The sequence below is a fragment of the Saccharothrix algeriensis genome (genome assembly GCF_016907655.1).
Classification (GTDB): Bacteria; Actinomycetota; Actinomycetes; order Mycobacteriales; family Pseudonocardiaceae; genus Actinosynnema; species Actinosynnema algeriense.
This window is the reverse complement of record NZ_JAFBCL010000001.1, coordinates 2,528,416-2,555,028: the sequence shown is the minus strand read 5'-3', so window position 1 is coordinate 2,555,028 and position 26,613 is coordinate 2,528,416. Positions and strand designations below refer to the sequence as shown.

General features: G+C 74.4%; 21 protein-coding genes and 1 pseudogene. 13 read left to right on the top strand and 9 right to left on the bottom strand.

The genetic code is table 11. The features are described 5' to 3' along the window. Positions 1-45: 45 nt before the first annotated feature. Both JOE68_RS11420 and JOE68_RS11415 read left to right on the top strand, forming a co-directional pair. Positions 46-1,185: an exonuclease SbcCD subunit D gene (locus JOE68_RS11420; protein WP_204842337.1), complete on the top strand. Its 1,140-nt coding sequence runs from the start codon at positions 46-48 to the stop codon at positions 1,183-1,185. Then, positions 1,182-4,061: an AAA family ATPase gene (locus JOE68_RS11415; RefSeq protein ID WP_204842336.1), complete on the top strand. Its 2,880-nt coding sequence runs from the start codon at positions 1,182-1,184 to the stop codon at positions 4,059-4,061. The genes JOE68_RS11420 and JOE68_RS11415 overlap by 4 nt, the downstream gene beginning before the upstream one ends. 31 nt (positions 4,062-4,092) lie before the next feature. On the opposite strand, the gene JOE68_RS11410 is transcribed toward JOE68_RS11415, so the two are convergent. After that, positions 4,093-4,596, bottom strand: coding sequence for a methylated-DNA--[protein]-cysteine S-methyltransferase (locus JOE68_RS11410; protein ID WP_204842335.1), 504 nt, complete (start codon positions 4,594-4,596; stop codon positions 4,093-4,095). Then, the gene (locus tag JOE68_RS11405; protein ID WP_204842334.1) at positions 4,593-5,861 is read right to left on the bottom strand and encodes a DNA-3-methyladenine glycosylase 2 family protein; all 1,269 of its coding nucleotides are present in this window, start codon (positions 5,859-5,861) and stop codon (positions 4,593-4,595) included. Before JOE68_RS11405 ends, JOE68_RS11410 begins: the two co-directional genes overlap by 4 nt. Before the next feature lie 79 nt (positions 5,862-5,940). Here JOE68_RS11405 and ychF point away from each other — a divergent pair, with 79 nt between their 5' ends. Both ychF and JOE68_RS11395 read left to right on the top strand, forming a co-directional pair. After that, positions 5,941-7,020 carry a redox-regulated ATPase YchF gene (gene ychF / locus JOE68_RS11400; protein WP_204842333.1) on the top strand — a complete coding sequence of 360 codons (1,080 nt, stop codon included), beginning with the start codon at positions 5,941-5,943 and terminating at the stop codon, positions 7,018-7,020. Between the two features lie 275 nt (positions 7,021-7,295). After that, positions 7,296-8,498, top strand: coding sequence for a mannosyltransferase (locus JOE68_RS11395; protein WP_204842332.1), 1,203 nt, complete (start codon positions 7,296-7,298; stop codon positions 8,496-8,498). Here the strand turns inward: JOE68_RS11395 and JOE68_RS11390 are convergent. Further along, the gene (locus JOE68_RS11390; RefSeq protein ID WP_204842331.1) at positions 8,454-8,747 is read right to left on the bottom strand and encodes a 4a-hydroxytetrahydrobiopterin dehydratase; all 294 of its coding nucleotides are present in this window, start codon (positions 8,745-8,747) and stop codon (positions 8,454-8,456) included. The two genes, JOE68_RS11395 and JOE68_RS11390, sit on opposite strands and share 45 nt — an antisense overlap. A 136-nt stretch (positions 8,748-8,883) precedes the next feature. Between JOE68_RS11390 and JOE68_RS11385 the strand changes: the two genes are divergently transcribed. The 3 genes and pseudogenes from JOE68_RS11385 to JOE68_RS11375 form a co-directional block, all read left to right on the top strand. Next, positions 8,884-9,915: a thiamine ABC transporter substrate-binding protein gene (locus tag JOE68_RS11385; protein WP_204846048.1), complete on the top strand. Its 1,032-nt coding sequence runs from the start codon at positions 8,884-8,886 to the stop codon at positions 9,913-9,915. Beyond that, complete coding sequence (locus tag JOE68_RS11380) at positions 9,891-11,480, top strand: ABC transporter permease (RefSeq protein WP_346038595.1); 1,590 nt, start codon at positions 9,891-9,893, stop codon at positions 11,478-11,480. The genes JOE68_RS11385 and JOE68_RS11380 overlap by 25 nt, the downstream gene beginning before the upstream one ends. Then, positions 11,481-12,386, top strand: a pseudogene (locus JOE68_RS11375) (ABC transporter ATP-binding protein); the annotation flags it as partial. A 481-nt stretch (positions 12,387-12,867) separates the two neighbouring features. Here the strand turns inward: JOE68_RS11375 and JOE68_RS11370 are convergent. From JOE68_RS11370 to JOE68_RS11355, 4 genes are all read right to left on the bottom strand, one after another. Next, a complete protein-coding gene (locus tag JOE68_RS11370; protein ID WP_204842330.1) occupies positions 12,868-13,395 on the bottom strand; it encodes a GNAT family N-acetyltransferase in 528 nt (175 codons plus the stop codon). 14 nt (positions 13,396-13,409) lie between these two features. Then, complete coding sequence (locus JOE68_RS11365) at positions 13,410-14,249, bottom strand: ABC transporter permease (protein WP_204842329.1); 840 nt, start codon at positions 14,247-14,249, stop codon at positions 13,410-13,412. Then, the gene (locus JOE68_RS11360; RefSeq protein ID WP_204842328.1) at positions 14,249-15,259 is read right to left on the bottom strand and encodes an ABC transporter ATP-binding protein; all 1,011 of its coding nucleotides are present in this window, start codon (positions 15,257-15,259) and stop codon (positions 14,249-14,251) included. The genes JOE68_RS11365 and JOE68_RS11360 overlap by 1 nt, the downstream gene beginning before the upstream one ends. 816 nt (positions 15,260-16,075) lie before the next feature. Beyond that, positions 16,076-17,206, bottom strand: coding sequence for a LolA family protein (locus JOE68_RS11355; protein ID WP_204842327.1), 1,131 nt, complete (start codon positions 17,204-17,206; stop codon positions 16,076-16,078). Between the two features lie 168 nt (positions 17,207-17,374). Between JOE68_RS11355 and JOE68_RS11350 the strand changes: the two genes are divergently transcribed. Genes JOE68_RS11350 through JOE68_RS11340 form a run of 3 tightly spaced genes read left to right on the top strand, consistent with a single transcriptional unit; the run spans position 17,375 to position 20,191 of the window. Beyond that, positions 17,375-18,085, top strand: a complete 711-nt coding sequence (locus JOE68_RS11350) for a response regulator transcription factor (RefSeq protein WP_307819636.1) — start codon at positions 17,375-17,377, stop codon at positions 18,083-18,085. After that, on the top strand, positions 18,082-19,350 hold the full coding sequence (locus tag JOE68_RS11345) for a sensor histidine kinase (protein ID WP_204842326.1): 1,269 nt from the start codon (positions 18,082-18,084) through the stop codon (positions 19,348-19,350). The genes JOE68_RS11350 and JOE68_RS11345 overlap by 4 nt, the downstream gene beginning before the upstream one ends. Positions 19,351-19,366: 16 nt before the next feature. After that, positions 19,367-20,191 carry an NUDIX domain-containing protein gene (locus tag JOE68_RS11340; protein ID WP_204842325.1) on the top strand — a complete coding sequence of 275 codons (825 nt, stop codon included), beginning with the start codon at positions 19,367-19,369 and terminating at the stop codon, positions 20,189-20,191. A 675-nt stretch (positions 20,192-20,866) separates the two neighbouring features. Here the strand turns inward: JOE68_RS11340 and trpS are convergent. Further along, on the bottom strand, positions 20,867-21,832 hold the full coding sequence (gene trpS, locus JOE68_RS11335; protein ID WP_204842324.1) for a tryptophan--tRNA ligase: 966 nt from the start codon (positions 21,830-21,832) through the stop codon (positions 20,867-20,869). A 193-nt stretch (positions 21,833-22,025) separates the two neighbouring features. Here trpS and JOE68_RS11330 point away from each other — a divergent pair, with 193 nt between their 5' ends. Next, positions 22,026-22,325, top strand: a complete 300-nt coding sequence (locus tag JOE68_RS11330; RefSeq protein ID WP_204842323.1) for a YciI family protein — start codon at positions 22,026-22,028, stop codon at positions 22,323-22,325. A 45-nt stretch (positions 22,326-22,370) separates the two neighbouring features. Here JOE68_RS11330 and JOE68_RS11325 read toward each other — a convergent pair whose 3' ends face one another. Further along, positions 22,371-22,517, bottom strand: a complete 147-nt coding sequence (locus tag JOE68_RS11325; RefSeq protein WP_204842322.1) for a hypothetical protein — start codon at positions 22,515-22,517, stop codon at positions 22,371-22,373. Positions 22,518-22,679: 162 nt separating this feature from the next. On the opposite strand from JOE68_RS11325, the gene typA reads away from it, so the two are divergent. Together typA and JOE68_RS11315 are read left to right on the top strand one after the other, a co-directional pair. Then, entirely contained in the window at positions 22,680-24,581 is a 1,902-nt protein-coding gene (typA, locus tag JOE68_RS11320) for a translational GTPase TypA (protein WP_204842321.1), read from the top strand. Between the two features lie 203 nt (positions 24,582-24,784). Continuing rightward, the gene (locus JOE68_RS11315; protein WP_204842320.1) at positions 24,785-26,476 is read left to right on the top strand and encodes an ABC transporter family substrate-binding protein; all 1,692 of its coding nucleotides are present in this window, start codon (positions 24,785-24,787) and stop codon (positions 26,474-26,476) included. The last annotated feature ends 137 nt before the right edge of the window (positions 26,477-26,613 follow it).

Here is a 26,613-nt window from a genome sequence, read left to right as displayed (position 1 = left end):
TCGGATGGCGCGGTTGTGCCGGTGCCCGCCCCTACGTTGGCCGGCATGAGGTTGCTGCACACGTCCGACTGGCACGTGGGGCGGACGTTCCACGGCCGCGACCTGCTGGCCGAGCAGGAGTCGGTGCTGGGCGCGCTGGCCGACCTGGTGGTCGACGAGCGGGTCGACGTGGTGCTGGTGGCCGGCGACCTGTTCGACCGCGCGGTGCCCAACGCGGAGGCGGTCGCGGTGTGCGCGCGGGTGCTGGAGCGCATCCGGGCGGCCGGCGCGCGGGTGGTGATCACGCCGGGCAACCACGACTCGGCCGCGCGGCTGGGCCTGTTCGGCGGGTTCGCGGCGGCGGGCGGGCTGCACCTGCGCACCCGGATCGCGGCGCTGCACGAGCCGGTGCTGTTCGCGGACGCGCACGGGCCGGTCGCCGTGTACGGCATCCCGTTCCTGGAGCCGGAGACGGCGCGGCACGCGCTCGGCGTCGAGGGCCGGGGCCACGCGGCGGTGCTGACCGAGGCGATGCGCCGGGTCGGCGCGGACCGCGCGGCGCGCGGCGGGCGGGCGGTGGTGCTGGCGCACGCGTTCGTGACCGGCGGCGAGCCGTGCGAGTCGGAGCGGACGATCGCGGTGGGCGGCGTGCAGGACGTGCCGGGCGCGGTGTTCGACGGCGTGGACTACGTGGCGCTGGGGCACCTGCACGGCCGGCAGGTGCTGGCCGAGCACCTGCGCTACTCGGGCAGCCCGGTGGCGTACTCGTTCTCCGAGGCGCGGCACAGCAAGTCGGTGTGGCTGGCCGAGCTGGACGCGGGCGGCCTGGCCGGGGTGGAGCACCGCGCGCTGCCGGTGCCCCGGCGGCTGTCCACGCTGAGCGGCGAGCTGGAGCGGCTGCTGGCCGCGCCGGAGCACCGGCCGGTGGAGGAGCACTTCCTGTCGGTGGTGCTGACCGACCGGGTCCGGCCGCTGGACGCGCTGCGCCGCCTGCAGGTCCGGTTCCCGCACGCGGTGCACGTCGAGTGGCGGCCGGAGGGCGGCCGGACCGGGGAGCTGCGCTTCGCCGAGCGCGTCCGGGGTCGCACCGACGAGGAGGTCGCCTGCTGCTTCCTGGAGGACGTCCGGGGCAGCCTCCCGGCGGAGCGGGAGCTGGGGCTGCTGCGGGAGGCGCTCGCCACCGCAGCGCGCGAGGGGGATTCGTGAAGCTGCACCGGCTGGAGGTCCGCGCGTTCGGGCCCTACGCGGGGCGCGAGGAAGTGGACTTCGACCTGCTCGGCGCGGACGGGCTGTTCCTGCTGCACGGCGACACGGGCGCGGGCAAGACCACGCTGCTCGACGCGGTGGCGTTCGCGCTGTTCGGTCGGGTGCCCGGCGCGCGCGGCGACGTCAAGCGGCTGCGCTGCGACTACGCCGACCGGGACGCGCCGACGGAGGTGGCCCTGGAGCTGACGGTGCGGGGCCGCCGGTTCCGGGTGGTGCGCAGCCCCGAGTACGACCGGCCCAAGAAGCGCGGCGACGGGTTCACCCGGCAGCCCGCGCGGGTGTCGCTGACCTGGATCAGCGGGTGGCGCGGCGAGGGCCACACCCGCATCGACGACGTGGCGCGCGAGGTGGAGTCGCTGCTCGGGATGACCGCCGAGCAGTTCTTCCAGGTCGTGCTGCTGCCGCAGGGCGAGTTCGCGCGGTTCCTGCGGGCGGAGACCGCCGAGCGGGAGAAGCTGCTGGAGCGGCTGTTCGGCACCGAGCGGTTCCTCGACGTGGAGCGCTGGTTCCGGGACCGGCGGCTGGTCAAGCGGCGGGAGCTGGAGGCGCTCGGCCGGGCCGCCCGCGACCTGGTGCAGCGGGTGGCCGAGGTCGCGGGCGAGGAGCCGCCGGAGGGCGGCGGGGACCGCGAGTGGCTCAGCTCGCTGCTCAAGCGCCTGGACGAGGCGGAGCGGGAGGCCGACCGGGCCGCGGCGGCCGGTGCGGAGCTGCGGTCCGCCGCCGAGCGGGACCGGCAGCGGGCCCGGGAGCTGGCCGAGCGGGTGCGCCGGGTGCGCGGCGCGCGGGCCGGGCTGGCGCGCTGCGCCGAGGCCGAGCCCCGGCGGGCGGCGTGGGTGCGCGAGCGGGACGCGGCGCGGCGCGCGTCGGTCGTGGCGCCCGCGCACGAGGCCGTGCGGCGGCTGGGGCAGGCGCTCGACGCGGTGACGGCGCAGGAGGGCGCGGCGGCGCGGGCCGTGGCCTCGTTCGGCTACCGGGGCGAGGAGCTGCGCGCCGACGGCGAGCGGTTCCGCGAGGAGGCGGGCGGCCTGACGCAGCTGGCCGCCGAGGCGCGGCGGCAGCACGAGGACCGGCGCCGCGCGGACGAGCTGGCGCGGCGCTCGCAGGACGCGGGCGCCCGGCTGGCGAAGCTGGTGGCGGCGCTGGCCGAGGTGCCCGACCGGCTGGCCGCCGCCCGGTCGGCGGCCGAGGAGTCCGCGCTGGCCGCGGCCCGGCTCGACGCGGTGGCGGCGAAGGCGTCGGCCGCGCGGGAGCTGCCCGCCGCCGACCGGGCGCTGCGGGCGGCCGAGGAGGCGCGCCGGGCCGCGGTCGACGCCCACCAGGAGGCCAAGGAGGTGCTGCTGCGGGTGCGGCAGCGGCGCCTGGACGGCATGGCCGTCGAGCTGGCGGCGTCGCTGCGCGCCGGTCGGGACTGCCCGGTGTGCGGCTCGGCCGAGCACCCGCGACCCGCGCCGCCGGTGCGCGACGCGGTGACCGCCGCCGACGAGGAGCGCGCCGCGGCGGCGGAGCAGGCCGCGCTGGAGCGGCGGGGTGCGGCCGAGCAGGTCGCGCAGGACGCGACGGCCCGCGTGGCCGCGCTGCGCGAGGCGGTCGGCGACGAGGACCCGGAGGCCCTGGTCGCGGCGCACCGCGAGGTGCGGGACCTGGCCGCCCGGCGGGCCGAGCGCGCGACCGCGCTGACCACCCTGGAGGGCAGGGTCGAGGCCGCCGCGCGGGAGCGCGCGGCCCTGGAGCGCGAGGTCGCCGAGCTGACCGCGCGGCGGCGCGAGCTGCTCGACGCGGTCGGGGAGCGCGCGGCCCGCCTGGAGCAGGCGCGCGGCGACTTCCCCGACGTGACCGCGCGCCGCGCCCACCTGCTCGACCTCGCCGACGCGCTGACCGCGCTGGCCGACCGCCGCGCCGCCGTCGCCGAGCACGCCGAGCGGCTGGCCGAGCAGCGCGTCGAGGTGTCCCGCCTGGCGGCCGACGCGGGGTTCGCCGACGTGGCGGAGGCGCTGGCGGCGGTCCGGTCCGAGGAGGCCGTCGCCGACCTGGAGGCGCGCGTCGGCGAGGTGGAGCGCGCGCGGGCCGCCGCCGAGGCGGTGCTGGCGGAGCTGCCGGACGTGGACCCGGACGCGCAGGTGGACCTGGCCGGGGCCGAGGCCCGCCACCGCGACCTGCACGAGCGGGCGCAGCGGGCGGCGTCGGCGCTGGCCGCGGCCCGGGAGCGGGCGCGCCGGGCGGGCGAGCTGGCCGGCCGGCTGACCGCCGCGTGGGCCGGGCTGGAGCCGGTGGAGGCGGAGTACGCCGAGCTGGACGCGCTGACCGACGTGATCAACGGCCAGGGGCAGAACACCATGAGCATGACCCTGCGCACGTACGTCCTGGCGGCCCGGCTGGAGGAGGTGGCGGTCGCCGCGAGCGCCCGGCTGGAGCGCATGAGCCAGGGCCGCTACCGGTTCGTGCACTCGGTCGAGGCCGGTCCGCGGGGCACCAGGGGCGGGCTGGGGCTCGACGTGCTGGACGACTACTCGGGGCAGCAGCGGCCCGCCAAGACGCTGTCCGGCGGCGAGTCGTTCCTGGCCTCGCTGGCGCTGGCGCTGGGCCTGGCCGACGTCGTGGCGGCCGGGGCGGTGCTCGACACGCTGTTCATCGACGAGGGCTTCGGGACGCTCGACGCGGACACCCTGGAGCTGGTGATGTCCACTTTGGACGAACTGCGCGCGGGCGGGCGCGTGGTGGGCCTGGTGTCGCACGTGGAGGAGCTGCGCCAGCGCATCCCGACCAGGCTGCGGGTGCGCAAGGCGCGCGGCGGTTCCTCGCTGGAGGTCGTGGCCTGACCGGCGCGGGCGCCCGCGCCGGTCGGGCAGCTCAGCCCCGGTCCTCGTGGCCGAGCAGCCAGCGCTTCACGTCCACGCCCCACCGGAAGTTGCCGATCGCGCCACCGCTGCGGATCACCCGGTGGCACGGCACGAACAGGGTGGCCGCGTTGCGCGCGCAGGCCGCGGCGGCGGCCCGGACGGCCGAGGGGCGGCCGGCCAGCAGGGCGTAGTCCGCGTAGCTGACCGGCTTGCCCGCCGGCACCGCGCGCAGCGCCGTCCAGGCGTGCTCCACGAACGCGCCCGAGCGCTGCCGCACCGGCACGTCGGCGATCGCGTCCAGCGCGCCCGCGTGGTAGTCGCGCACCGCCCTGGTCACCGCGCCCAGGTCGCGGCGCGGGGTCAGGGTCGACGGGCGCAGCGCGGTCGCGACCTGGGGCAGCAGGTCGTCGGTCGACGCGGTCCAGCCGCTGGCCAGCACGGCGCCGTCGGTGGCGACGACGGCCGTGAAAGGCCCGATCGGGGTGTCCACGGTGGACGTGAATCCGGTGCTCACGCGGTCCTCCTCAGGTGCATCGCGGCGTAGGAGCGCCAAGGGCGCCAGGCCGCGTTGTCGGTGGTCAGGGGAACGTCGGGCGCGCCGAGCACGCGCATCACGACGTAGCGGGCGACGTCCGGCCCGACGCCGGGGAACGCGGCCAGCTCGGCGTGCAGCTCGTCGGCGTCCCGGCCGACGTCCACGACGAGGCTGCCGTCGGCCAGCGCCGCGGCCACCGGCGAGTCGACCGCCGCGGGCGCGGGGTAGAGGTGGGTGACCGGGCCGTCGGGGACGTCCAGCGGCTCGCCGGGCGACCGGTGGCCCAGCGCCCGCAGCAGCGTCTCGGCGCCGTCGACGCTGCCCGGCACCCGCACGCCCGGCCGGTCGCGCACCAGGGGGCGCAGCACCGGGTCCTCGCCGAGGAACCCGTCGACGGCCTGCGGGTCGGCGTCGAGGTCCAGCAGCCGCCGCACGCGGCTCACCGCGCTGCCCAGGTCGCGCAGGTCGGTCAGGCGCAGCGAGCACGCCACGTGGCCGGCGGCCGGCTCCAGCAGCACCGTCGCCTGCCCGTGCGGCAGGCGCAGAGACCGGGCGTAGGAGGTGTCCGTCACGTGCTCGACGCCCGGGATCGCCGACGCCCGGAAGTGGGCCAGCAGCCCGGCGGCGTCGAACGGCGGCCGGTAGGGCAGCCGCAGCGCGATGCGGCCCGCGTTGCCGGCGACCCGGCGCTTCGCCCGCAGCGCCGACGGCGTGGCCGCGAACACCGCCCGGATCGTGTCGTTGAACTGCCGCACGCTGGCGAACCCGGCGGCGAAGGCGACGTCGGTGAACGACAGGTCGGTCGTCTCGATCAGCAGCCGCGCCGAGTGCGCCCGGTGCGCCCGCGCCAGCGCCAGCGGCCCGGCGCCCAGCTCCGCGGTCAGCACCCTGGTCAGGTGCCGCTCCGAGTAGCCGAGCCGGGCGGCGAGGCCGGGCACGCCGTCGCGCTCGACGACGCCGTCGGAGATCAGCCGCATGGCCCGCGCGGCGAGGTCGGCCCGCAGGTTCCACTCCGGCGAGCCCGGCACCGCGTCCGGCAGGCACCGCCGGCACGCCCGGTAGCCGGCCGACTGCGCGGCGGCGGCCGTCGGGTAGAACTCGGCGTTGCGCCGCTTCGGCGTGATCGCCGGGCAGGACGGGCGGCAGTAGATGCGGGTGGTCCGCACCGCGAGGATGAAGCACCCGTCGAACCGGGCGTCGCGGGCGGCGACGGCCCGGTAGGCGCGTTCGGCGTCGACCGGCATGGTGGTCACTCTGCCATCGCCGGCACCAGGCGTCTCGCGGGAATCGGACACGGCGGCCCGGCGCGTAGACTCACCTCCCGTGAGTTTGACCCTCGGTATCGTCGGCCTGCCCAACGTCGGCAAGTCCACCCTGTTCAACGCCCTCACGCGCAACGACGTGCTCGCGGCGAACTACCCGTTCGCGACCATCGAGCCCAACGTCGGCGTGGTGCCGTTGCCGGACGCCCGGCTCGGCGAGCTGGCGGCGATCTTCGGCTCGGAGCGCGAGGTGCCCGCCGTGGTGTCGTTCGTCGACATCGCGGGCATCGTCAAGGGCGCGTCCGAAGGCGCGGGCCTGGGCAACAAGTTCCTCGCCAACATCCGCGAGGCCAACGCCATCTGCCAGGTGATCCGGGTCTTCGACGACTCGGACGTGGTGCACGTGGACGGCCGCGTCGACCCGGCGGGCGACATCGAGACGATCAACACGGAGCTGATCCTCGCCGACCTCCAGACCCTGGAGAAGGCCGTGCCCCGGCTGGAGAAGGAGGCCCGGACGCAGAAGGACCGCCGCCCGGCGCTGGAGGCCGCGGTCAAGGCCCGCGAGGTGCTCGACTCCGGCCGCACGCTGTTCGCGGCGCAGTCCGAAGTGGACGGTGAGCTGCTGCGCGAGCTGAGCCTGCTCACGGCCAAGCCGTTCCTCTACGTCTTCAACGCCGACGAGGCCGTCCTCACCGACGAGGCCCGGCTCGGGGAGCTGCGGGAGCTGGTCGCGCCGGCGGACGCGGTGTTCCTCGACGCCAAGGTGGAGGCGGAGCTGCTGGAGCTGGACGAGGAGTCGGCCGCCGAGCTGCTGGAGTCGATCGGCCAGCACGAGCCCGGCCTGCACGCCCTCGCCCGCGCGGGGTTCCACACCCTGGGCCTGCAGACCTACCTGACGGCCGGCCCCAAGGAGTCCCGGGCCTGGACGATCCCGAAGGGCGCGACGGCGCCGCAGGCGGCCGGCGTGATCCACACGGACTTCGAGCGCGGCTTCATCAAGGCCGAGGTCGTCTCGTTCGACGACCTGGTGGCGGCGGGCTCGATGGCCGCGGCGAAGGCCGCGGGCAAGGTCCGCATGGAGGGCAAGGACTACGTGATGGTCGACGGCGACGTCGTGGAGTTCCGGTTCAACGTGTGACGCAGGACGTGGAACGGGGCCTCCCGCCCTCGGCAGGAGGCCCCGTCGGGCGCGTCAGCGGATCACGGCGTCAGCGCACGTGGTTGCGTTCGTGCCGCGCGAGGGCGAACACGCCCCCGGCGGTGGCCAGCATCCCGAGCGCTGCGACGGTGAACACGACGATGTCGGCGGTCATGCGAATCCCCTTGCGTTGATCTCCCACTCGTCTTGACGAACGAGTACCCCGTTTCGTGGCCCGACAGTCGTGCAATTCACACGGACGTGGAGGTAGTGGAGTGAACCTGCGAGCGATCGAGGCCCGCGTGCTCGCCCTCGCCCCCTGGCTGTTCGGGCTCTCCCTGGTCGGTCACCTGACGATGGTGGCCTTCCAGACGCAGATGACCATGGTAGACCTGATGGTCTACCGCTCGGGCTCGCCCGAGCTGTTCACCGGCGAGCTGTACCAGTGGCGGCTGACGGAGTTCTCCGACAAGTTCGCGCTGCCGTTCACCTACCCGCCGTTCGCGGCGCTGCTGTTCCTGCCGCTGCACTGGGTCTCGTGGGGGGTGGCGCGCTGGTTCTGGCAGCTGCTGAGCCTGGCGTGCCTGTGGTTCCTGGTGCGCAAATCGCTGGAGCTGGCGGGCAGCCGCGACCCCCGCCGCGCGCTGCTGTGGACCGGCCTGTTCGTGTGGGTCGAGCCGGTGCGGACCACGCTCAACTACGGGCAGGTCAACCTCGTGCTCGCCGCGCTGCTGCTGGGCGCGGTGGTCAGCGCGCGGCCCTGGGTGGGCGGCGCGGGTGTCGGCGTCGCGGCGGGCATCAAGCTGACGCCCGCCATCACGGGGCTGTACTTCCTCGTCACGCGGAACTTCCGGGCGGCGGCCTGGTCGGTCGCCGCGTTCGCGGGCACGGTCGGCCTGGGCTACCTGGTCTCCGCGAGCCAGTCCCACCAGTTCTGGTTCCAGCTGCTCGGCGACGCCACGCGGGTCGGCCCGGTCGGGTCGGCGATCAACCAGTCGCTGCGCGGCGCGCTGTCCCGCACCGTCGGCCACGACGTGCAGACCGGCCCGCTCTACCTGGCCGCGGTCGCGGTCGCGGTGGCGCTGGCCGCGTGGGCGCTGCGCTCCGCGGCGCGGGCGCGGGACGCGCTGGCGATGATCGTCACCGTCCAGTTCCTCGGCCTGCTGGTGTCGCCGATCTCGTGGAGCCACCACTGGGTCTGGGCCGTGCCCGCGCTCATGTGGCTGGTCCACGGCGTGCGCCACCGGCTCGCGGCGGTCACCGCCTGGGCGTGGCTGCTGGCGATCGGCAGCTACCTCATCTCGTTCCTGCTGATCGCGCAGCCGTCCATCTGGATCATCCCGCGCCCGTGGTACCTCTCGCTGCTCGGCTGGGTGTACCCGGCGGTGGGCCTGCTCACGCTCGTCGCGGTCGCCGTGGTGCTGGGGCAGCGCTCACGCCAGGGCGTCGACCACTCCGTCGATCTCCTGCGCCAGTGACACGTCCAGGGCGGTGATCCCGCCGGTGGAGTGCGTGCTGCACCGGAACGTCAGCGTGCGCCAGCGGATGTCGATGTCGGGGTGGTGGTCGTCGTTCTCGGCGATCTCCGCCACCCGGTTCACCACCTGGATCGCCTGGGCGAAGCTCGCCAGCTCCACGGTGCGCACCAGCGCCGCGTCCCGGGCGCGCCACCCCGGCAGGGTGGACAGCGCGTTGGTCACCTGGTCGTCGGTCAGCAGTTCGGCCATACCGGGATGTTCCCACCGCATGGCGTAGGCTGCGCGGTTGCCACGGGAGTCCGGTGCTGCGCCGGGCTGAGAGGAGGGCGCGCCAGCCCTCGACCGTCCACACCTGATCCGGGTCATGCCGGTGTAGGGAGAGATGATGCTTCGACGAGTGCTGACCGCCGCCGTCGCCGGGATCGCGCTGACCGCGTGCTCGGTGACCGCCAACCAGTCCCCGCCGCAGGAGCGGGTCGTCACGCTGGTGACCCACGACTCGTTCACCGTGAAGCCCGAGCTGCTGGAGGCTTTCAAGGCCGAGACCGGGATCACGGTCAAGCCGCTGGCCAGTGGCGACGCGGGCGAGCTGACCAACAAGCTGGTGCTCACCAAGGGCAACCCGATCGGCGACGTGGCCTTCGGCGTCGACTCGACGTTCGCCTCGCGGGCGTTGGCGGAGGACGTGTTCGCCGAGCACGCGAGCGCCGAGGCGGACAAGGGCGCGCAGCGCTACCGGCTGGACCCGCCGAACCGGCTGCACGCGGTCGACGTCGGCGACGTGTGCGTGAACGTCGACGTGGCCGCGCTGCAGGACGAGGGCGAGCCGCGGACCTACGCCGACCTGACCGACCCGAAGTACCGGGACCTGCTGGTCGTGCAGGACCCGGCCACCTCCTCGCCCGGTCTGGCGTTCCTGCTGGGCACGATCGCCGAGTTCGGCGAATCCGGCTGGCAGGAGTACTGGACGAAGCTCAAGGCCAACGGCGTCAAGGTCGTCAGCGGCTGGGAGGAGGCTTACACGCAGGACTTCTCCGGCTCCAGCGGCAAGGGCTCGCGGCCGATCGTGGTGTCCTACGCCTCCTCGCCGTCCGCCGAGATCGGTGACGACGGCGCCCCGCGCACCAAGGCGCTGCTGGACACCTGCTACCGGCAGGTGGAGTACGCCGGCGTGCTGAACGGCGCGAAGAACCCGGAGGACGCCCGCAAGGTGGTGGACTTCCTGCTGTCGGAGCGGTTCCAGGCCGACGTGCCCGAGCAGATGTACGTCTACCCCTCGCGCGAGGGCGTGGCGCTGCCCGAGGCGTGGACCAAGGCCGCGCCGCTGCCGGAAGAGGCGCGGACCCTGCCCGCCGACCGGGTCGACGCCAACCGCGAGCAGTGGGTCGCGCAGTGGCGCTCGCTGGTCCAAGGCTGACCTGGTCGCTGGCCGCGCTGCTGCCCCTGGCGTTCCTGGGGGTGTTCTTCGCCTGGCCGGTGGTCGCGATCGTCGGCCTCGGCCTGGGCGAGGGCGGGGTGTGGCCGGCGCTGGTGGACCGGCGCACCTGGGACCTGGTCGGCTTCACCCTCGGGCAGGCGGCGGGGGCGACGGCGCTCGCCCTGGCCGCCGGGCTGCCGGTGGCGTTCCTGCTGGCCCGGTGCCGGGTGCGGGGCGCGGGCGTGGTGCGCGCGGCGGTGGTGGTGCCGTTCGTGCTGCCGACCGTGGTGGTCGGGCTGGCGTTCCGGGCGCTGTGGCCCGACGGCGGGGTGCTGCCGATCGTGCTGGCCAACGCGTTCTTCAACGTCGCCGTGGTGGCGCGGACCGTCGGCGGGCTGTGGGCGCGGGTGGACCGGAGGGCCGAGGACGCGGCGCGGGCGCTGGGCGCGTCGCGGCTGCGGGCGTTCACGTCCGTGGTGCTGCCCGCGCTGGCGCCCGCGATCGGCTCGGCCGCGTCGGTGGTGTTCCTGTTCTGCGCGACGAGCTTCGGCGTGGTGCTGGTGCTCGGCGGCGCGCGGCACCGGACCCTGGAGACGGAGATCTACCTGCGCACGGTCGAGCTGTTCGACCTGCCCGGCGCGGCGGCGCTGTCGCTGGTGCAGTTCGCGGCGGTGCTGGCGGTGCTGCTGGTGGGCGGCGCGGCGCGGCGGCGGCGGGAGCGGTCGCAGGCGCTGCGGGTCGAGCCGGTGCGGCGGCCGGTCGGCGGCGAGTGGGCGGTCGTGGGCGCGGCCTGGCTGGTGGTCGGCGCGCTGCTGCTGCCCGTGGTGGGCCTGCTGGTGCGGTCGGTGGCCGCCGAGGACGGGTGGAGCCTGGCCGGGTACCGGGCGCTGGCCGGGACGGGGGAGCGCGGCACGCTCGCCGTCACCGGCTGGGGCGCGGCGGTGAACTCGCTGCGCGTGGCCACGGACGCGACGCTGGTCGCGCTGGTCGTCGGGGTGGTCTCGGCGGTGGTGCTGGTCGGGCTGCGGCGGCACGGGTCGTGGTTCGCCGAGACCCTGGACACCGCGCTGATGCTGCCGCTGGGCGTGTCGGCGGTGACGGTCGGGTTCGGCTACCTGATCACCATGGACGCCCTGCCGGGCGACTTCCGCACCTCGCCGCTGCTGGTGCCGCTGGCGCAGGCCCTGGTGGTGACGCCGCTGGTGGTGCGGATCGTGCTGCCGGTGCTGCGGGCGGTCGACGAGCGGTTGCGGCAGGCCGCCGCGACGCTGGGCGCGAGCCCGTGGCGGGTGTGGCGGGAGGTGGACCTGCCGCTGGCGTCGCGGTCGCTGCTGGCGGCGGCCGGGTTCGGGTTCGTGGTGGCGCTGGGCGAGTTCGGGGCGACCAGCTTCCTGGCCCGGCCGGACGCGCCGACGCTGCCGGTGGTGATCGCGCGGCTGATGTCGCGGCCGGGCGAGTTGAACAGCCAGATGGCGTACGCGGCGTGCGCGCTGCTGATGGTGGTGACCACGGCGGCGGTGCTGTTGATCGAGCGGCTGCGGGTGCCGGCCGGCGGGGAGTTCTAGGTGTCGTTGGAGCTGAGCGGGATCACCGTCCGGTACGGGGCCGTCGAGGCGGTGGCCGGGGTGGACCTGTCGGTCGGGGACGGCGAGGTCGTGGCCCTGCTCGGGCCGTCCGGCTGCGGGAAGTCGACGCTGCTGCGGGCGGTCGCGGGGCTGGAGGCGCCCTCGGCGGGGACCGTGGCGTGGGACGGGGTGGACCTGGCCGGCACGCCGGTGCACCGGCGCGGGTTCGGGCTGGTGTTCCAGGACGGGCAGCTGTTCCCGCACCGGGACGTGGCCGGGAACGTCGCGTTCGGGCTGCGGATGCGCGGTGTCGAGCGGGAGGCGCGGCGCAAGCGGGTCGACGAGCTGCTGGAGCTGGTCGGGCTCGCCGGCTACCGGGGGCGCCGGGTGACCGAGCTGTCCGGCGGCGAGCAGCAACGGGTGGCGCTGGCCCGCGCCCTCGCGCCCCGGCCGCGCCTGCTGCTGCTGGACGAGCCGCTGTCGGCGCTGGACCGGGCGCTGCGGGAGTCGCTGGCGGTGGACCTGGCGCGGCTGCTGCGCGAGGCGGGGGCGACGGCGCTGGTGGTGACGCACGACCACGACGAGGCGTTCACGCTGGCGGACCGGGTGGCGGTGATGCGCGCGGGGCGCATCCGCCAGGTCGGGCCGCCCGCGCAGGTGTGGCGGTCGCCGGTGGACGTGGCGGTGGCGCGGTTCCTGGGGTGCGGGAAGGTGCTGCCGGCCGGCGTGGCGGAACGGCTGGTCGGCGTGCCGGCACGGGTGGGCCTGCGGTCGACGGCGCTGCGCGTGACCCCCGACGGCCCGCTGGAGGCGGAGGTCCTGGAACGCGTCCACCGCCGCGACCACGTCCGGCTGCTGGTCCGCCTGGTGGACGCCGGGGGCGTGCTGAGCGGTGGGGCGGCGGTCGACGGCGGGACGGGTGGTCCTGGCAGCGGCGGCGCCGGGAGCAGCGACGCGGGGAGCGGTGGTGCCGAACCGGACCACGCCGAACCGGACCACGCCGCACCGGACCACGCCGCACCGGACCACGCCGCACCGGACCACGCCGCACCGGGACGCACCGGACCGGGCCGCGTCGAACCGGGCCGCGTCGAACCGGGTGCCGGCACCGCCGGGTCGGGTGGCGCGGCGGCGGGCATCGCCGGGTCGGGTGGCCCGGCGGCGGGTGGCCCGGCATCAGACGGCGTGGGGGTGGGTGGCGCGGCATCGGGTGGGGCGGCGGTCGACGGCGGGTCGGGTGGCGCGGCGGCGGGTGGCCCGGCGGCGGGTGGGGGTGGCTCGGGCGCCGGCGGGGAGGCGGACGAGTTCGAGGCGGTGGCCCCGATCGCCGACCCTCCCGCACCCGGCGACCGCGTCCGGCTGGCCGTCGACCCGGACGGCGTCGCCGTCATCGGGTAGCGGCCCACTCCTCCCGGTCGAGCGCGTACTCGACCTCGCCGTGCTCGGAGCCGGGGATCGTGTCGGGCCAGTCCTGGTGGAAGGCCCGCGCGAAGCGGAGCCCCACCTTCTCCATCACCCGGCGCGAACCGGCGTTCACCGCCATCGTCGTGGCGACCACCCGGCGCACCCCCAGCTCGCGGAAGCCCTTCGCCACCAGCGCCGCGGACACCTCGGTCGCGTAGCCCACGCCCCAGTGCCGGCTGTGCAGCCGGTAGCCCAGCTCGCGCACGCCCGGCTCGGTCTCGCGGAACTCGAAAGCTCCGATGACCCGGCCGGTCCCCCTGTCGACCCCGGCCCACCAGCCGGCGCCCGCGAGGAAGCGCGGGAGCAGGTCCCGCGCCACCGCTTCGCGGTCGAGCGGCCGGCCGGCCTCCAGGTACCGCATCACCGCCGGATCGGCGTGCAGGTCGGCCAGGGCGTCCACGTCGGACGGCGTGAAGTCCCGCAGCACCACGCGCTCGGTTTCCAGGAACACGGGTCGAAGATGCCTCAGACGTCCTTGGTCGCCAACCGCATTGCCGCCAGCGACAGCCCGATCAGGATGTAGCAGCCCGCCAGCGCTGTGCTGTTCCACAGCTCGTCGCCCGGCAGCGGGTCGCGCATCACGTCGATCAGCCCCGGCCAGCCGGAGGTGATCAGGTACGGGTGCAGCCAGTCCAGCGCGCTGAACAGGCCCAGCACGTTGAACACGGTCACGCCCGCCATGGTCGCCGCCATCACCACCAGCGGGTGCTCGGTGCACGCCGAGATCGCCAGCGCGATCGCCGCCACACCCCACACCTGCACCGTGACCAGCACGGCGGTCAGCGCGATCCGGCCCAGGGCGTCGAGGAACGGCAGCGTGTTGCCGGACAGCGTCAGCAACCCCTGCCCGCCGAACAGGACCACGCCGGTGACGGCCCCGACGAACGCGAGCAGCAGCACCGCGAACAACGTCATCGTGGCCACGCCGAACGCCTTGACCGCCAGCAGCCGCAACCGCCCCACCGGGGACAGCAGCAGCCCGCGCAGCGTGCCGTGCTGCGACTCGCCGGCCAGCCCGTCCGCCGCCCAGATCGCCCCGACCAGGGGCAGCAGCAGCGGCAGCGCCAGGAAGAGGGTGAAGATCGGCAGCACCAGGCCGTTGCCCGCGATGATCGCGGCGAGCCCCGGCCCCGCGCCGCCGCCCTCGTCGCCGTCCACCGCGAACCACATCCCGACCCCGGCCAGCACCGGCACCAGGCACAGCGCCGACAGCCCGATCACCGTCCGCGGCCGACGCACGATCCACCGCAGCTCCGACCGCAGCTGGCGGCCCAGCGGAGCGCGGGTCGCGACCAGCGTGCCCATCACGCGTCCTCCTCGATCGTGTCCACCGCGGACAGCCCCTCGTCGGTCTCCTCGGCCTCGGTCAGCCGCGCGAACAGCTCCTCCAGCCCCGTCCGCTGCCGCCGCGCCTCGCACACCGGGATGCCGGCCTTGACCAGCGTCTCCAGCACGGCGGGCGGGGTCGTGCCGATCAGCTCGACCCGCAGCCCGTCGTTGGTCGCCCGCGCCGAGATCCGCCCCTCGCGCAGGACGTTCAGGGCCTCCATCCACTCCGGGGTGACCACCAGCAGCGCGCTGCTCTCGGCCTGGAGCAGCTCGGCCAGGTCGCCCTGGGCCACCACCGTGCCCCGGTGCAGCACGGCCACGTGCGAGCAGGTCGCCTCGATCTCGCTGAGCAGGTGCGACGACACCACCACCGTGGTGCTGCCGTTGCGCAGCTCGGCGATGACGTTGCGCACCTCCCGCGTGCCCGCCGGGTCCAGGCCGTTGGTCGGCTCGTCGAGCACGATCAGCTTGCGCTCCACCAGCAGCGCGGAGGCCAGCCCGAGCCGCTGCTTCATGCCCAGCGAGTAGCCCCGGTACCGGCGGTGCGCGGCGGCGCCGAGCCCGACCCGCTCCAGGGCCTCCTCCACGGCCTGCTTGATCGAACCGGTGGCGAGCAGCGGCTCGAACGCCGCGATCCGCCGGAGGTTCTCCCGCCCGGACAGGAACGGGTGGAACCCCGGCCCCTCGACCAGCGCGCCGACGTGCGGCAACGCCGCCGCGGCCCCGTCGGGCAGCGCCTGCCCGAGCAGCTCCACCTCCCCCGCGGTCGGCCGCACGAGCCCGAGCAGCATCCGGATCGTGGTGGTCTTGCCCGACCCGTTGGGCCCGAGCATCCCCAGCACCGCGCCCTCCGGCACGTCGAGGTCCACCCGGTCCACCGCGACGGTGCGCCCGTACACCTTGCGCAGCCCTCGCGTCCGGGCCACGAGGGGCGGGGCGTCACCGGCGTCGGCCGGCTCCGCCCGCGCGCTGGTCGAGGTGGTCATACCGTCTTCTCCTGTGGTTCGTCCGCGGCGTGCCGCGGTGCGTGTTCGCCTGTTCCGGCGAGTCATGAGGTCCGTCCGCCGCCGGCCGGCCCACCGGCCCGCGACGACCACCGACACCCCGCCCACCGGACCGACACCCCGCCCACCCCCGCCCGCCCGCTCGTGGCCGACGGCTCGGGCTTCCGAGACGGGAGCACGCCCGCCACGCGGAACCCTCGTACCGGATCCGCGCAGGTCGGGAAGGTGGGTTGCGGCAGAGCAGAGGTGGCTGGCGGACCGCTGGGCGAGCGGAGGCCGGGTGGCCCGGCGGTGCGGGCGGTGGTCCGGGTGGATCGTGGTCCGGCTGGATCGTGGCCGGGTGCGTCGTCGCGTGCGCCGATCGGCCCGGGTGTCGGGCGGAGCGGATGAGCCGGGCTGGTCGACCCCCGGCGACGGGGCTCCGGACCCGGGAGTGCGGTGGAGCAGGCTTGGGAACCGGCCCTGGTCGGGCGGCCCGCGAGGCACCTCGCGGGGTGAGGCCCGGCGACGCGCGGCCGGTGGCCGGGTTGTGCGCGGTGTGGGTGGCGCCCAGGGGTGGTGTGGGTCAAGGGGTGGCGTGGCATCGCGGACCTCCTCTCCCATCGTCGGTGCTGAAGTGCTGAAGTGCTGAAGTGCTGAAGTGCTGAAGTGCTGAAGTGCTGAAGTGCTGAAGTGCTGAAGTGCTGAAGTGCTGAAGTGCTGAAGTGCTGAAGTGCTGAAGTGCCGGAGTGCGGCAGCCGCGCCGAGGTGCCAGTAGCGGCCGGCGCCGGGGATTGGACCCGGCGCCGGCCGGTGCGGTTACTCGACCTGGGCGATGGCCTCGGTGAGCACCTGCTCCGGCACCGCGCCGGCCGCCACCCGGCCGTCGTCGGCCAGCAGGACGCCGCCCACCTTCGTGGTGATCAGGGTGCCGCTGCCCCACGGGCCGCTGACCTGCTTGCCCAGCTGCTTGAGCATGCCCTGCACGTCGACGTCCTCCGCCCGGTCACGGCCCTCCCCGCGGTCCCGGCGGGACTGCTGCTCGGACAGGGTCGTCAGGGCGTCGGGCGAGACCTTCACCGTCAGCACGACGTCCCAGCCCTCACCGAGGACCTCGGGCTTCGCCGCTTCGAGCGCGCCCTGGACCGCGGCCTTCTCCTCCTCGGTCGGGCCGCCCTGCTCGAACTGCTTGACCTTGGCGCCCGCCGGCGGCGTGAAGGTGAACAGGCTCGCGTCCTGCGGGCCCACGGTCAGCTCCGCGAAGCCGACCTGCACGGCCGGCGCGTCGGTGCCGTTGGTCAGCACCGCCACCCGCAGCGGCACCCGCAGCTCCGAGTCGACGGCGACGCGGACCTCGCGCAGCACCGTCCGCTCCGTCGGCTTCGGGGTCAGCACCAGCTCGTAGACCGACCGGCCCGCGACGCGGGCCGTGCCGTCCACGCTGACGTCGCTGAACTCCTTGACCTTCGCCACGACCTCGCGGGACAGCGACACCGGGTCCGGCGGGACGGACTTCTGCGCCTGCGGGTCCAGCTCCAGGGTCGGCTCGGACAGCTCGCCGTGCGGCAGCTGCGTCACCGTCTGGTCGGCCGAGTTCCACAGCCAGCCCGTCCGCCCGTCGTCGACGAACGTCCGCTCGGAGTCGCCCGCCGGGAGCTGGACCCGCACGCGGCCCTCGCCGTCGGTCCACATCCGCAGCCTGGAGTCGCCGTCGGACAGCTGGGGCAGGCCCGCGATGCCCGGGACACCCAGGTCGTTGGACACCTCCACCGAGCCGCCGAACGCGGTGGGCTCGGCGGTGAGCACCGATTCGACCAGGGCCTCCGCGCTCACGTCCGGCAGGACGGGGGCGGGCCCCGCACCGGCGGGCATCGCGAGCACCCCCAGACCCGCGGCTCCGGCGACCACGCCGACCGCCGCGGCGGCCACGGTCACCCTTCTCCGGTTCATGTCCCCTCCTCCAAGGGCGTCGGCCGACCGGGCGCCGGTCCGACAACCCAGACCTTCCTCGGGTGGGGCTGAGATCACGCTGAGAGTCGCCCCGACGCTGAGAACCGACTGAGGATCCCGAGCCGATTGTCACCCCCAGCGGGCATCCTGAGGAGCGTGAGGCCACGGGTGCTGGTAGTTGACGACGAGGTGGGCGTGCGGCGCGCGCTGGAGCGGGGCCTGTCCGCCGAGGGCATGGAGGTGGTCACCGCGGCCGACGGGCCGAACGCGCTGCGCGTGGCGCTGACCGGCGCCTTCGACGTGGTGCTGCTGGACATCATGCTGCCCGGCCTGAGCGGCTACCGGGTGCTCCAGCGGATGCGCGCCGAGGGCGTGCGCACGCCGGTCCTCATGGTGTCGGCCAAGGACGGCGAGGTCGACCAGGCCGACGGCCTCGACCTGGGCGCCGACGGCTACCTGGTCAAGCCGTTCAGCTTCGTGGTCCTGGTCGCGCAGGTGCGGGCGCTGCTCCGGCGCAACCAGGCGGACCTGGCCCGGCGCAAGCTCAAGCTGGGCGACCTCGTGGTGGACCGCGCGGTGCGCGAGGTGAGCTGGGCGGGCGAGCCGGTGAACCTGTCGCCGCGCGAGTACGCCGTGCTGGACGTGCTGGCCGGTCGCGCGGGCTCGGTGGTGACCAAGGACGAGCTGCTGCGCACGGTGTGGGGCGACGAGCAGGCGGCGACCCGCAACGCGGTGGAGGTCTACGTCGGCTACCTGCGGCGCAAGCTGGACGCGATGGGCGCGGGGGAGGTGGTGCGCACCGTGCGGGGCCACGGGTACCTGGCCTCGACGCCCGACCTGGACGCGGCGCTCGACTCGTCGGCCGCCAGGCGCAGGTGAACCCGCGCCGCTGGTGGCTGCGGCGCACGCTGCGGTTCCGGATCACGGTCGTGTCGACCGGCGTGGCGCTGCTGTGCCTGCTGGCGCTGACCCTGCTCGCCCCGGACCTGATCGGGCGGGTGCAGGTCAGCGCGGTGGACGCCGAGCTGGAGCGCTCGGGGTCGGTGCGCGTGCTGGACACCGCCGGCAACCCGCTGGACGGCGGGCCCAGGCCCGACCTGACCGCGGCGGACATCCGGCAGCTCAAGGCGGGCGAGCGGGTGCTGCGCGTCGACGGCGCCAGCGCGCACCGCTGGCTCGGCCGGGTGGTGTTCGCCGCCGACGGCACCCCGGAGCTGCACGTCGTGGGCGACACCCTGGTCGGCTACCGGGAGGCCAACGACCTGGGCACGCGGTGGCTGGCGGTGGCGGCGGTGCTGGTCGCGGGCCTGGTGGGCATCGCGACCTGGCTGTCGGTGCGCTCGTCGCTGCGCCCGGTGGAGCGGATGCGGGTCGCGGCGGGCCGGCTGCCGGGGGGCGAGCGGCTGCCCGTGCCGGCCGCGCGGGACGAGCTGCAGGCCCTCGCCGAGGCCCTCAACGCGCTGCTGGCCAGGCGCGACGAGGCCACCGAGCGGTTGCGCCGGTTCACCGGGGACGCCGCGCACGAGCTGCGCTCCCCGGTCACGTCCGTGCGCGCGCAGGCGGAGGTGGCGGTGGCCCACCCGGACCCGGACTTCTCCATCGAGGTCCTGGAGTCCGTGGTGGAGGAGTCCGAGCGGCTGTCCAACCTGGTCGACGCCCTGCTCCTGCTGGCCCGCGCCGACACCGGCGAGCTGCCCCGCGCCGAACCGGTGGACCTGGTGCTCCAGTCCCAGGCCGCGGTGGAGCGGATGGCCACGACGGGGCTGCTGGTGTCGATCCACGCCCCGATCGGCGCGTGCCTCATCCAGGCCGCCCGCACGGAGGTGGAGCTGGTGCTGGACAACCTGCTCCGCAACGCCGCCCGCTACGCGCGGACGTTCATCCGGATCTCGGTGCTGCCCGCGCCCCGGGAGATCCGGCTGCTGGTGGACGACGACGGCCACGGCATCCCGCCCGAGCACCGGGAGAAGGTGTTCGACCGCTTCTACCGCGTGGAGTCGGACCGGGGCCGGGCCACCGGCGGCTTCGGGCTCGGCCTGGCGCTCGTCGCGCACCTCGTGCGCCGCCGCAGGGGCACGGTCCGGGCCGCGGAGTCGCCCGAGGGCGGCGCACGCCTGGAGGTGCGCTGGCCCGCCTACCGGTGATGGCAGGATCGCACCCGTGCCGCAGCTCCGAGCGACCACGCTGGTCCCCGCGCCACCGCGAACGGTCGCGGCGGCGCTGCTCGACGCCCGGCTCCTGGCCCGGTCCGTCCGCGGCCTGGGCGTGCGCGTCGACCCGGGTGGCCCGGTCCTGCACGCGGGGGCGGAGCTGACCGGCTCGGTGGGGCCGGTCAGGGGCGGGCTCCTGATCACCAGGGCGGACGGGACCGGCGTCTCGGCGACCCTGGTCAACGGCCCGCTGCCCAAGCTCGCGCTGGTCACGGACCTGGCGCCCGCGGAGGGCGGCACCCTGGTGGCCGACTCGGTGGAGTGGACGAGCCCCGGCGGACCGCTGGGCCGACTGGCCGACGCGGTCGTGGGGCGCGGCCTGGCGCTGAAGGTGCTGCGGGCCCGGGTGCGGGCCGTGGCCGAGCGCAGCGGGCAGCTGGCGGTGGCGAAGGTCGTCGTCGGCGCGGCGGTCGTGCGGGACGGCCTGCTGCTCGCCCAGCAACGCGGCTACCCGCAGGACGTGGCGGGCGGCTGGGAACTGCCCGGCGGGCGGGTCGAGCCGGGGGAGGACGACCACACCGCGGTGGTCCGGGAGTGCGAAGAGGAACTGGGCGTGACGGTCGCACCAGGTGACCAGGTCGGCCCGGACATCCCCCTGCGGGTGGACCACCTGCTCCGCGTGTACCGGGCCGACCTGACGCGCGGGGAACCGCGGGCGCTGGACCACCCCGCGGTGCGCTGGGTGAGCCGGGCCGAACTCGACGGCCTCGACTGGCTGCCCGCCGACCGGGCCCTGCTGCCCGCCCTGCACGCCCTCCTGCAACCACCCCACTAGCCCCAGCCCCCGCCACTCCCGCGCCTCCACCGACACGGGTTCGATGTCCTTGGCGTCCTTGGCGTCCTTGGCGTCCTTGGCGTCCTTGGCGTCCTTGGCTTTTGTGCTTTTCGCTTTGAAGCTTGAAATCTTTTGAAGTCGTTCTAAGCAGCGGGACCACCGCAGAGGGACCACGAAGCAACGCAACGTCGGCTACGCAGGTCTCCACTCAAGTCGGGAACGCTGAGCAAAGGGACCACACTTTCGGTAAAAACAAATCCGCTGCCGGGATCCCCCATCTGTCGTCCTCGTGCGCGCACGCGTCACCGTGTCGAGCCGCTGATGAGGAGGCACTCATGAGGGCTCTTCGCGATCGAGGGCAACAGAAGGGGGATCTCATCCAGCGGATTTGTGTACAAGCGATGATGTGGTCCCTCTGCTTAGCGTTCCCGACTTGAGCCCGGACCTGCGTACCGATCGTTCGCCTTGCGTCGTGGTCCCTCTGCGGTGGTCCCGCTGCTCAGAAAACCACGAAATCTGATCGGTGGGTGGAGTCGCGTCGGTGGCTCCCGTTGCGATGCCCTGGCTTCGAGGCTTCGAGGCTTCGAGGTGCCTGGGCTTCCGGGGTGTCCTGGAGGTCGGTGTCCAGGGAGCCGGGCTGTCGTGCGGGGCCCGGCTCCCCGGATCGCGTGGGGCTCAGCCCAGGCCGGACACGCGCAGGGCGGCGTCCAAGCGGTGACCGCACCGCTCACGGGAGCGCTCGGCGCCGTGGGCCCGGACCCGGTCCAGCTCGGCCGGGTCGTCCAGCAGGGCCTGCGTCTTCTCCCGGACGCCGCGCAACTCCTCGATGACCGCCTCCGCCGTCGCCTCCTTCAACTGCGCGTAGTCGGGCATCGTGGACGCCAACTCCTCCGGGTCCTTCGCCGTGCAGGCGGCCAGGATCTCCAGCAGGTTCGCCACGCCCGGCTGGGTGGTGGGCGCGTACCGCACGACCCCGAGGTCGTCGGTCACGGCCCGCTTGACCTTGCGGCGGATCAGGTCCGGTGGGTCGAGCACGAAGACGGTGCCCGCCGCGTCCTTCGCGGACTTCGCCATCTTGCGGGACGGGTCCGCCAGGTCGCGCACCCGCGCCGCGGTGGGCGGGACCACGGACTTCGGCATCGTGAACACCTCGCCGTACGTGCCGTTGAACCGCCGGGCCAGCACGCGGGCCAGTTCGACGTGCTGCGCCTGGTCGTCACCGACCGGCACCTCGTGCGCGCCCTGCAGCAGGATGTCGGCCGCCATCAGCACCGGGTAGGTGAGCAGGCTCAACCGCACCGACGACCGGCCGGCGGACTTCTCCTTGAACTGGATCATCCGCGCGGCCTCGCCGTACGTGCAGGTGCACTCCAGGACCCAGGTGAGCGCGCCCAGCTCGCGCACCAGGTCGGACTGCACCGACACGGAGTGGGGGTCGACGCCGGCGGCGATGAGCACCGCCAGCTGCTCCCGCGCCAGCGACCGCAACCGGGCCGGGTTGTGCGACGTGGTCATGGCGTGCAGGTCGCTGATGAAGTAGACGTCCTCGTCGGTGCCCTCGGCGGCCCACCGCCGGATCGCGCCGAGGTAGTTGCCCAGTTGGACGGGGCCGGACGGGGTGATCGCGGACAGCCGGATCATGGGTGGCTTCCTCTCGGGTGTGCCCGCCCGACCGGCCTCGAGACACGTGGAGGCCGCCCCAGCGGGCGGCCTGCGTTCTCGTCAACGCGCAGTTCTCAGGGCCGCCTCGAAGCGGACCACCAGAACGGGTAAAGAGTGCGCACGGCCCGATCATAGCGGGTTCACCCGGGTGTCGCGGGACTACCATTTTCCCATGTACGTCGTGCTGCTGGAGTACATCAAGCCGCTGGACGAAGTCGACTACTCGCTACCGGATCACGTGGACTGGCTGAACAAGCAGTACGAAGCCGGTCACTTCCTCGTCTCCGGGCGCCAGGTGCCCCGCGTCGGCGGCGTGATCATCGCCCGGCCGATGCCGCGCGGCAGGCTGGACGCGCTGCTGGCCACCGACCCCTTCGCCGTCAACAAGCTGGCCCGTTACCGGGTGGTGGAGTTCCAGGCCACCAGGACCGCCCCGGAACTGGACAAGCTCAACGAAGCCGCGCTGACCTGAGCGCCGCGCCGACCCCGCCACCCGGCCCGCACCGGGTGGCGCGGATCAGTCCGCCTTCTTCGGTTTCCCGCGCGCGGCCCGCTCCGCTTTCTTGATCGCTTTCCGGCGCTGTTCGGCCAGCGCGGTCACCGGGCACCTCTTGCAGCGCGGTTCCGACCGGCAGCACTTCTTCTTCACCTTGTGCTTGCCCACCTGCCGCCTCCCGCCCGGTCGCGACCACCCACAGTAGGTGGTTGACCTCACCCCGCGCTCGTGTGTGGTAATTGCAGCCGTGCGGGTAGGCTGTCCGATGGCTCGCGCGTTCTCACGTCCCGGCGCCTGCCCATCCTCGACAGACAGCTCTAGGAGTTCCGCGTGCCCACGGCCACCGCGTCGATCAAGGAAACGCTGGTCCGCAACGACCTGCGCAACGTCGCGATCGTCGCGCACGTTGACCACGGCAAGACCACCCTGGTCGACGCCATGCTCCGCCAGTCCGGCGCCTTCTCGGAACGGGCCGAACCGGTCGACCGGGTGATGGACTCCGGCGAGCTGGAGCGCGAGAAGGGGATCACGATCCTCGCCAAGAACACGGCCGTGCGCCGGCACACCGCCGACGGCGTGGTCACCATCAACGTGGTGGACACCCCGGGCCACGCCGACTTCGGCGGCGAGGTCGAGCGCGGCCTGTCCATGGTCGACGGCGTGGTGCTGCTGGTCGACGCCTCGGAGGGGCCGCTGCCGCAGACCCGGTTCGTGCTGCGCAAGACGCTGGCCGCCGGCCTGCCGGTGATCCTGGTGGTGAACAAGGTCGACCGCCCCGACGCCCGGATCTCCGAGGTCGTCGACGAGGCCCACGACCTGCTGCTGGACCTGGCGACCGAGGTCGGCGCGGACGACTCCGTGCTGGACCTGCCGGTCGTCTACGCCTCGGCGCGGGCCGGCCGCGCGTCGCTCACCCAGCCCGCCGACGGCGGCCTGCCGGACGAGGAGAACCTCGACTCGCTGTTCGAGGTGCTGCTCAACCACATCCCCGCGCCGACCGGTGACGCGGACGCCCCGCTGCGCGCGCTGGTGACGAACCTGGACGCGTCGACGTTCCTGGGCCGCATCGCGCTGTGCCGCATCGAGGCCGGCCGCATCCGCAAGGGCGAGACGGTGTCGTGGTGCCGCGAGGACGGCTCGGTGCAGAAGGTGCGCATCACCGAGCTGCTGATCACCGAGGCGCTGGAGCGCGTCCCGGCCGAGGAGGCGCGGGCGGGCGACCTGGTCGCCATCGCCGGCATCCCGGAGATCACCATCGGCGACACGCTGGCCGACGTGGACAACCCGGAGCCGCTGCCCCGGATCACCGTGGACGAGCCCGCGATCTCGATGACCATCGGCGTGAACACCTCGCCGCTGGCCGGTCGCGGCGGCGGCACCAAGCTGACCGCGCGCCTGCTCAAGGCCCGGCTGGACTCCGAGCTGGTCGGCAACGTGTCGGTCCGCGTGCTGCCCACCGAGCGGCCGGACACCTGGGAGGTGCAGGGCCGCGGCGAGCTGGCGCTGGCCATCCTGGTCGAGCAGATGCGCCGCGAGGGCTTCGAGCTGACCGTCGGCAAGCCGCAGGTGGTCACCAAGACCGTCGACGGCAAGCTGCACGAGCCGTTCGAGCGGCTGACCATCGACGCGCCCGAGGAGCACCTCGGCTCGATCACCCAGCTGCTGGCCAACCGCAAGGGCCGGATGGAGAACATGTCCGGCCACGGCTCCGGCCGGATCAAGCTGGACTACGTCGTGCCGTCCCGCGGCCTGATCGGGTTCCGCACCGAGTTCCTCACCGAGACCCGCGGCACCGGCATCGCCAACGCCGTGTCCGAGGGCTACGGCCCGTGGGCCGGGGAGATCCGGACCAGGCACAACGGCTCGCTGGTCGCCGACCGGTCCGGCTCGATCACCGCGTACGCGATGATCCAGCTCGCCGACCGCGGCACGTTCTTCGTCGAGCCGGGCGCGGACGCCTACGAGGGCATGGTCGTCGGCGAGAACCCGCGCGCCGAGGACCTGGACGTGAACGTCTGCCGCGAGAAGAAGCTGACGAACATGCGCACCTCCACCGCCGACGTGATGGAGACGCTGGCCCGCCCGCGCAAGCTGTCGCTGGAGGAGGCGCTGGAGTTCTGCGCCGCCGACGAGTGCGTGGAGGTCGCGCCCGAGGTCGTCCGGGTCCGCAAGGTCACCCTGGACGCCAACCAGCGCGGCCGGGAGCGCAACCGCGCCAAGCTGCGCGGCTGACGACCTGCGACGACGCGCCCCCCGGCACCCCCGCCGGGGGGCGCGTTCGCGTTCCGGTGCGCAGCGCACCCCATTAATAAGGTGGCGACCGCCGGCGTGTGACCGCCCACAGCGGCCAACCCGGACCGGCCCGCGCCCGTCCTACCGGGGTGAAGTCCGGGGTCCTCGGTCCACCCGCCGGCCTGTCTGGCACGCTCGTGCGCATGACTCGGTCTGGGGGGACTCGCGCGCGCGCGGCCGTCGCGGCGGTGGTCGCGCTGTTGGCGCTGTCGGCGTGCTCGGTCACGCCGCCGCCCCCGCTGGTGCCGTCCACACCGGGCATGACCGTCGTGCCGAAGGAGAAGCTGAACGAGATCGTCGTCGGCGTCGACGAGGTCAAGGGCAGCTACAACCCGCACACCACGGCCGGGCAGTCGACGGTCACCACCGCGCTGTCCTCGCTGCTGCTGCCGAGCACCTTCCGCAACGACACCGACGGCAGCCCGCGGATGGACCGCGACCTGCTGGTCGGCGCCGAGGTGACCAGGGCCGAGCCGTACACCGTCACCTACACCATCCGGCGGGACGCCTCGTGGTCGGACAGCGCGCCGATCGCCGCCGAGGACTTCGTCTACCTGTGGGAGCGGATGCGCGAGGAGCCGGGTGTGGTCGACCCCGCCGGCTACCGGCTGATCTCCGACATCACCTCCCGCGAGGGCGGCAAGGTGGTGGAGGTCGTCTTCAGCGCGCCCTACCCCGGCTGGCGCAGCCTGTTCGCGGACCTGCTGCCCGCCCACCTGCTCAAGGACGCGCCGGGCGGGTGGGCCGCCGCGCTCACCGACAGCTTCCCGGCGACCGCCGGCCCGTTCGCCGTGCGCACGCTCGACCAGCCGCGCGGTGAGATCGTCCTGGAGCGCAACGACCGGTTCTGGGCGCAGCCCACCGCGCTGGACCGGGTCGTGCTGCGCCGGGCGAGCCAGCACGAGACGGTCGAGGCGCTCAAGAACGGCGACGACCAGGTCGCGCTCATCCGGGCGGACGCGATCGCGTTGAAAGACATCGGTGAACTCGGCCGGACAACGCCCCTGACAACGGTCGCCGTCCCCCGGCCGGAGGTCGTCCAGGTGCTGGCCAGGCCGGCCGCGCCGCAGCTGGCCGACGTCCGGGTCCGCCAGGCCGTGTTCAACGCGCTCAACCGGGACGAGCTGATCGCCATCGGCAGCCGCAGCGGGCCCGGCTCCACCCTCAGGGCGGACTCGCAGGTGGTGCCGCCCACCGGGGCCGGGTACCTGCCGACGTACCAGCCGAACCCGACGCCGGTGGCCCAACTGCTCACCGAGGCCGGCTACGCCCTGCGCGACGGCCAGTGGGAGCGGGACGGCAAGCAGCTCGCGCTCACCATCGCCGCACCGGCCGGGGTGGAGCCGTACGTGACCGTCGCGAGCCAGGTCCAACGTCAACTGTCATTGTCCGGAATCGCCGGACGGGTCCTTACAACGCCGCCCGATCAGTTGTTCGGCCGTGATCTTTCGACTCCGGCGACAACGAACGCGGACGTGGTCGACATTGCGGTCGTGCCGCGCGTGGACACCGGTGATCCGGCCGCGACCCTCGCTTCCGCATTCGGCTGCCGCACCTCGTCGAGAGGCACCGGTACGCCCATTCCGGGGAATCCCACCGGTTTCTGCGATCAGTCGGTGCAGACCACGATCGAGGACGCGCTGACCGGTCGGGTGCTGCTGTCCGACGCCCTCGCGCGGGTCGAGCCGGTGCTCTGGCAGCAGGCCGTCGCGCTGCCGTTGTTCCAGGTAGCCGACCTGTTGGTGGTCCTGCCGCAGGCGCAGAACGTGACCGCGGGCGCCCCCTTCGCGGGGCCGCTGAGCGAGGCCGCGACGTGGCGCCGGGAAGGCCGTTGACGGTTGACCGCGCGTGTTTGCGCGAGTTACCGGAGGTCTGGGGTCGCGTTCCCGGGTGAATATTGACAGTATTCCGGTGGTCCGGTTAACGAACGCTCCCGCGCGGTAACGGTGGAGTAGCTTGCTGCTACCAGCGT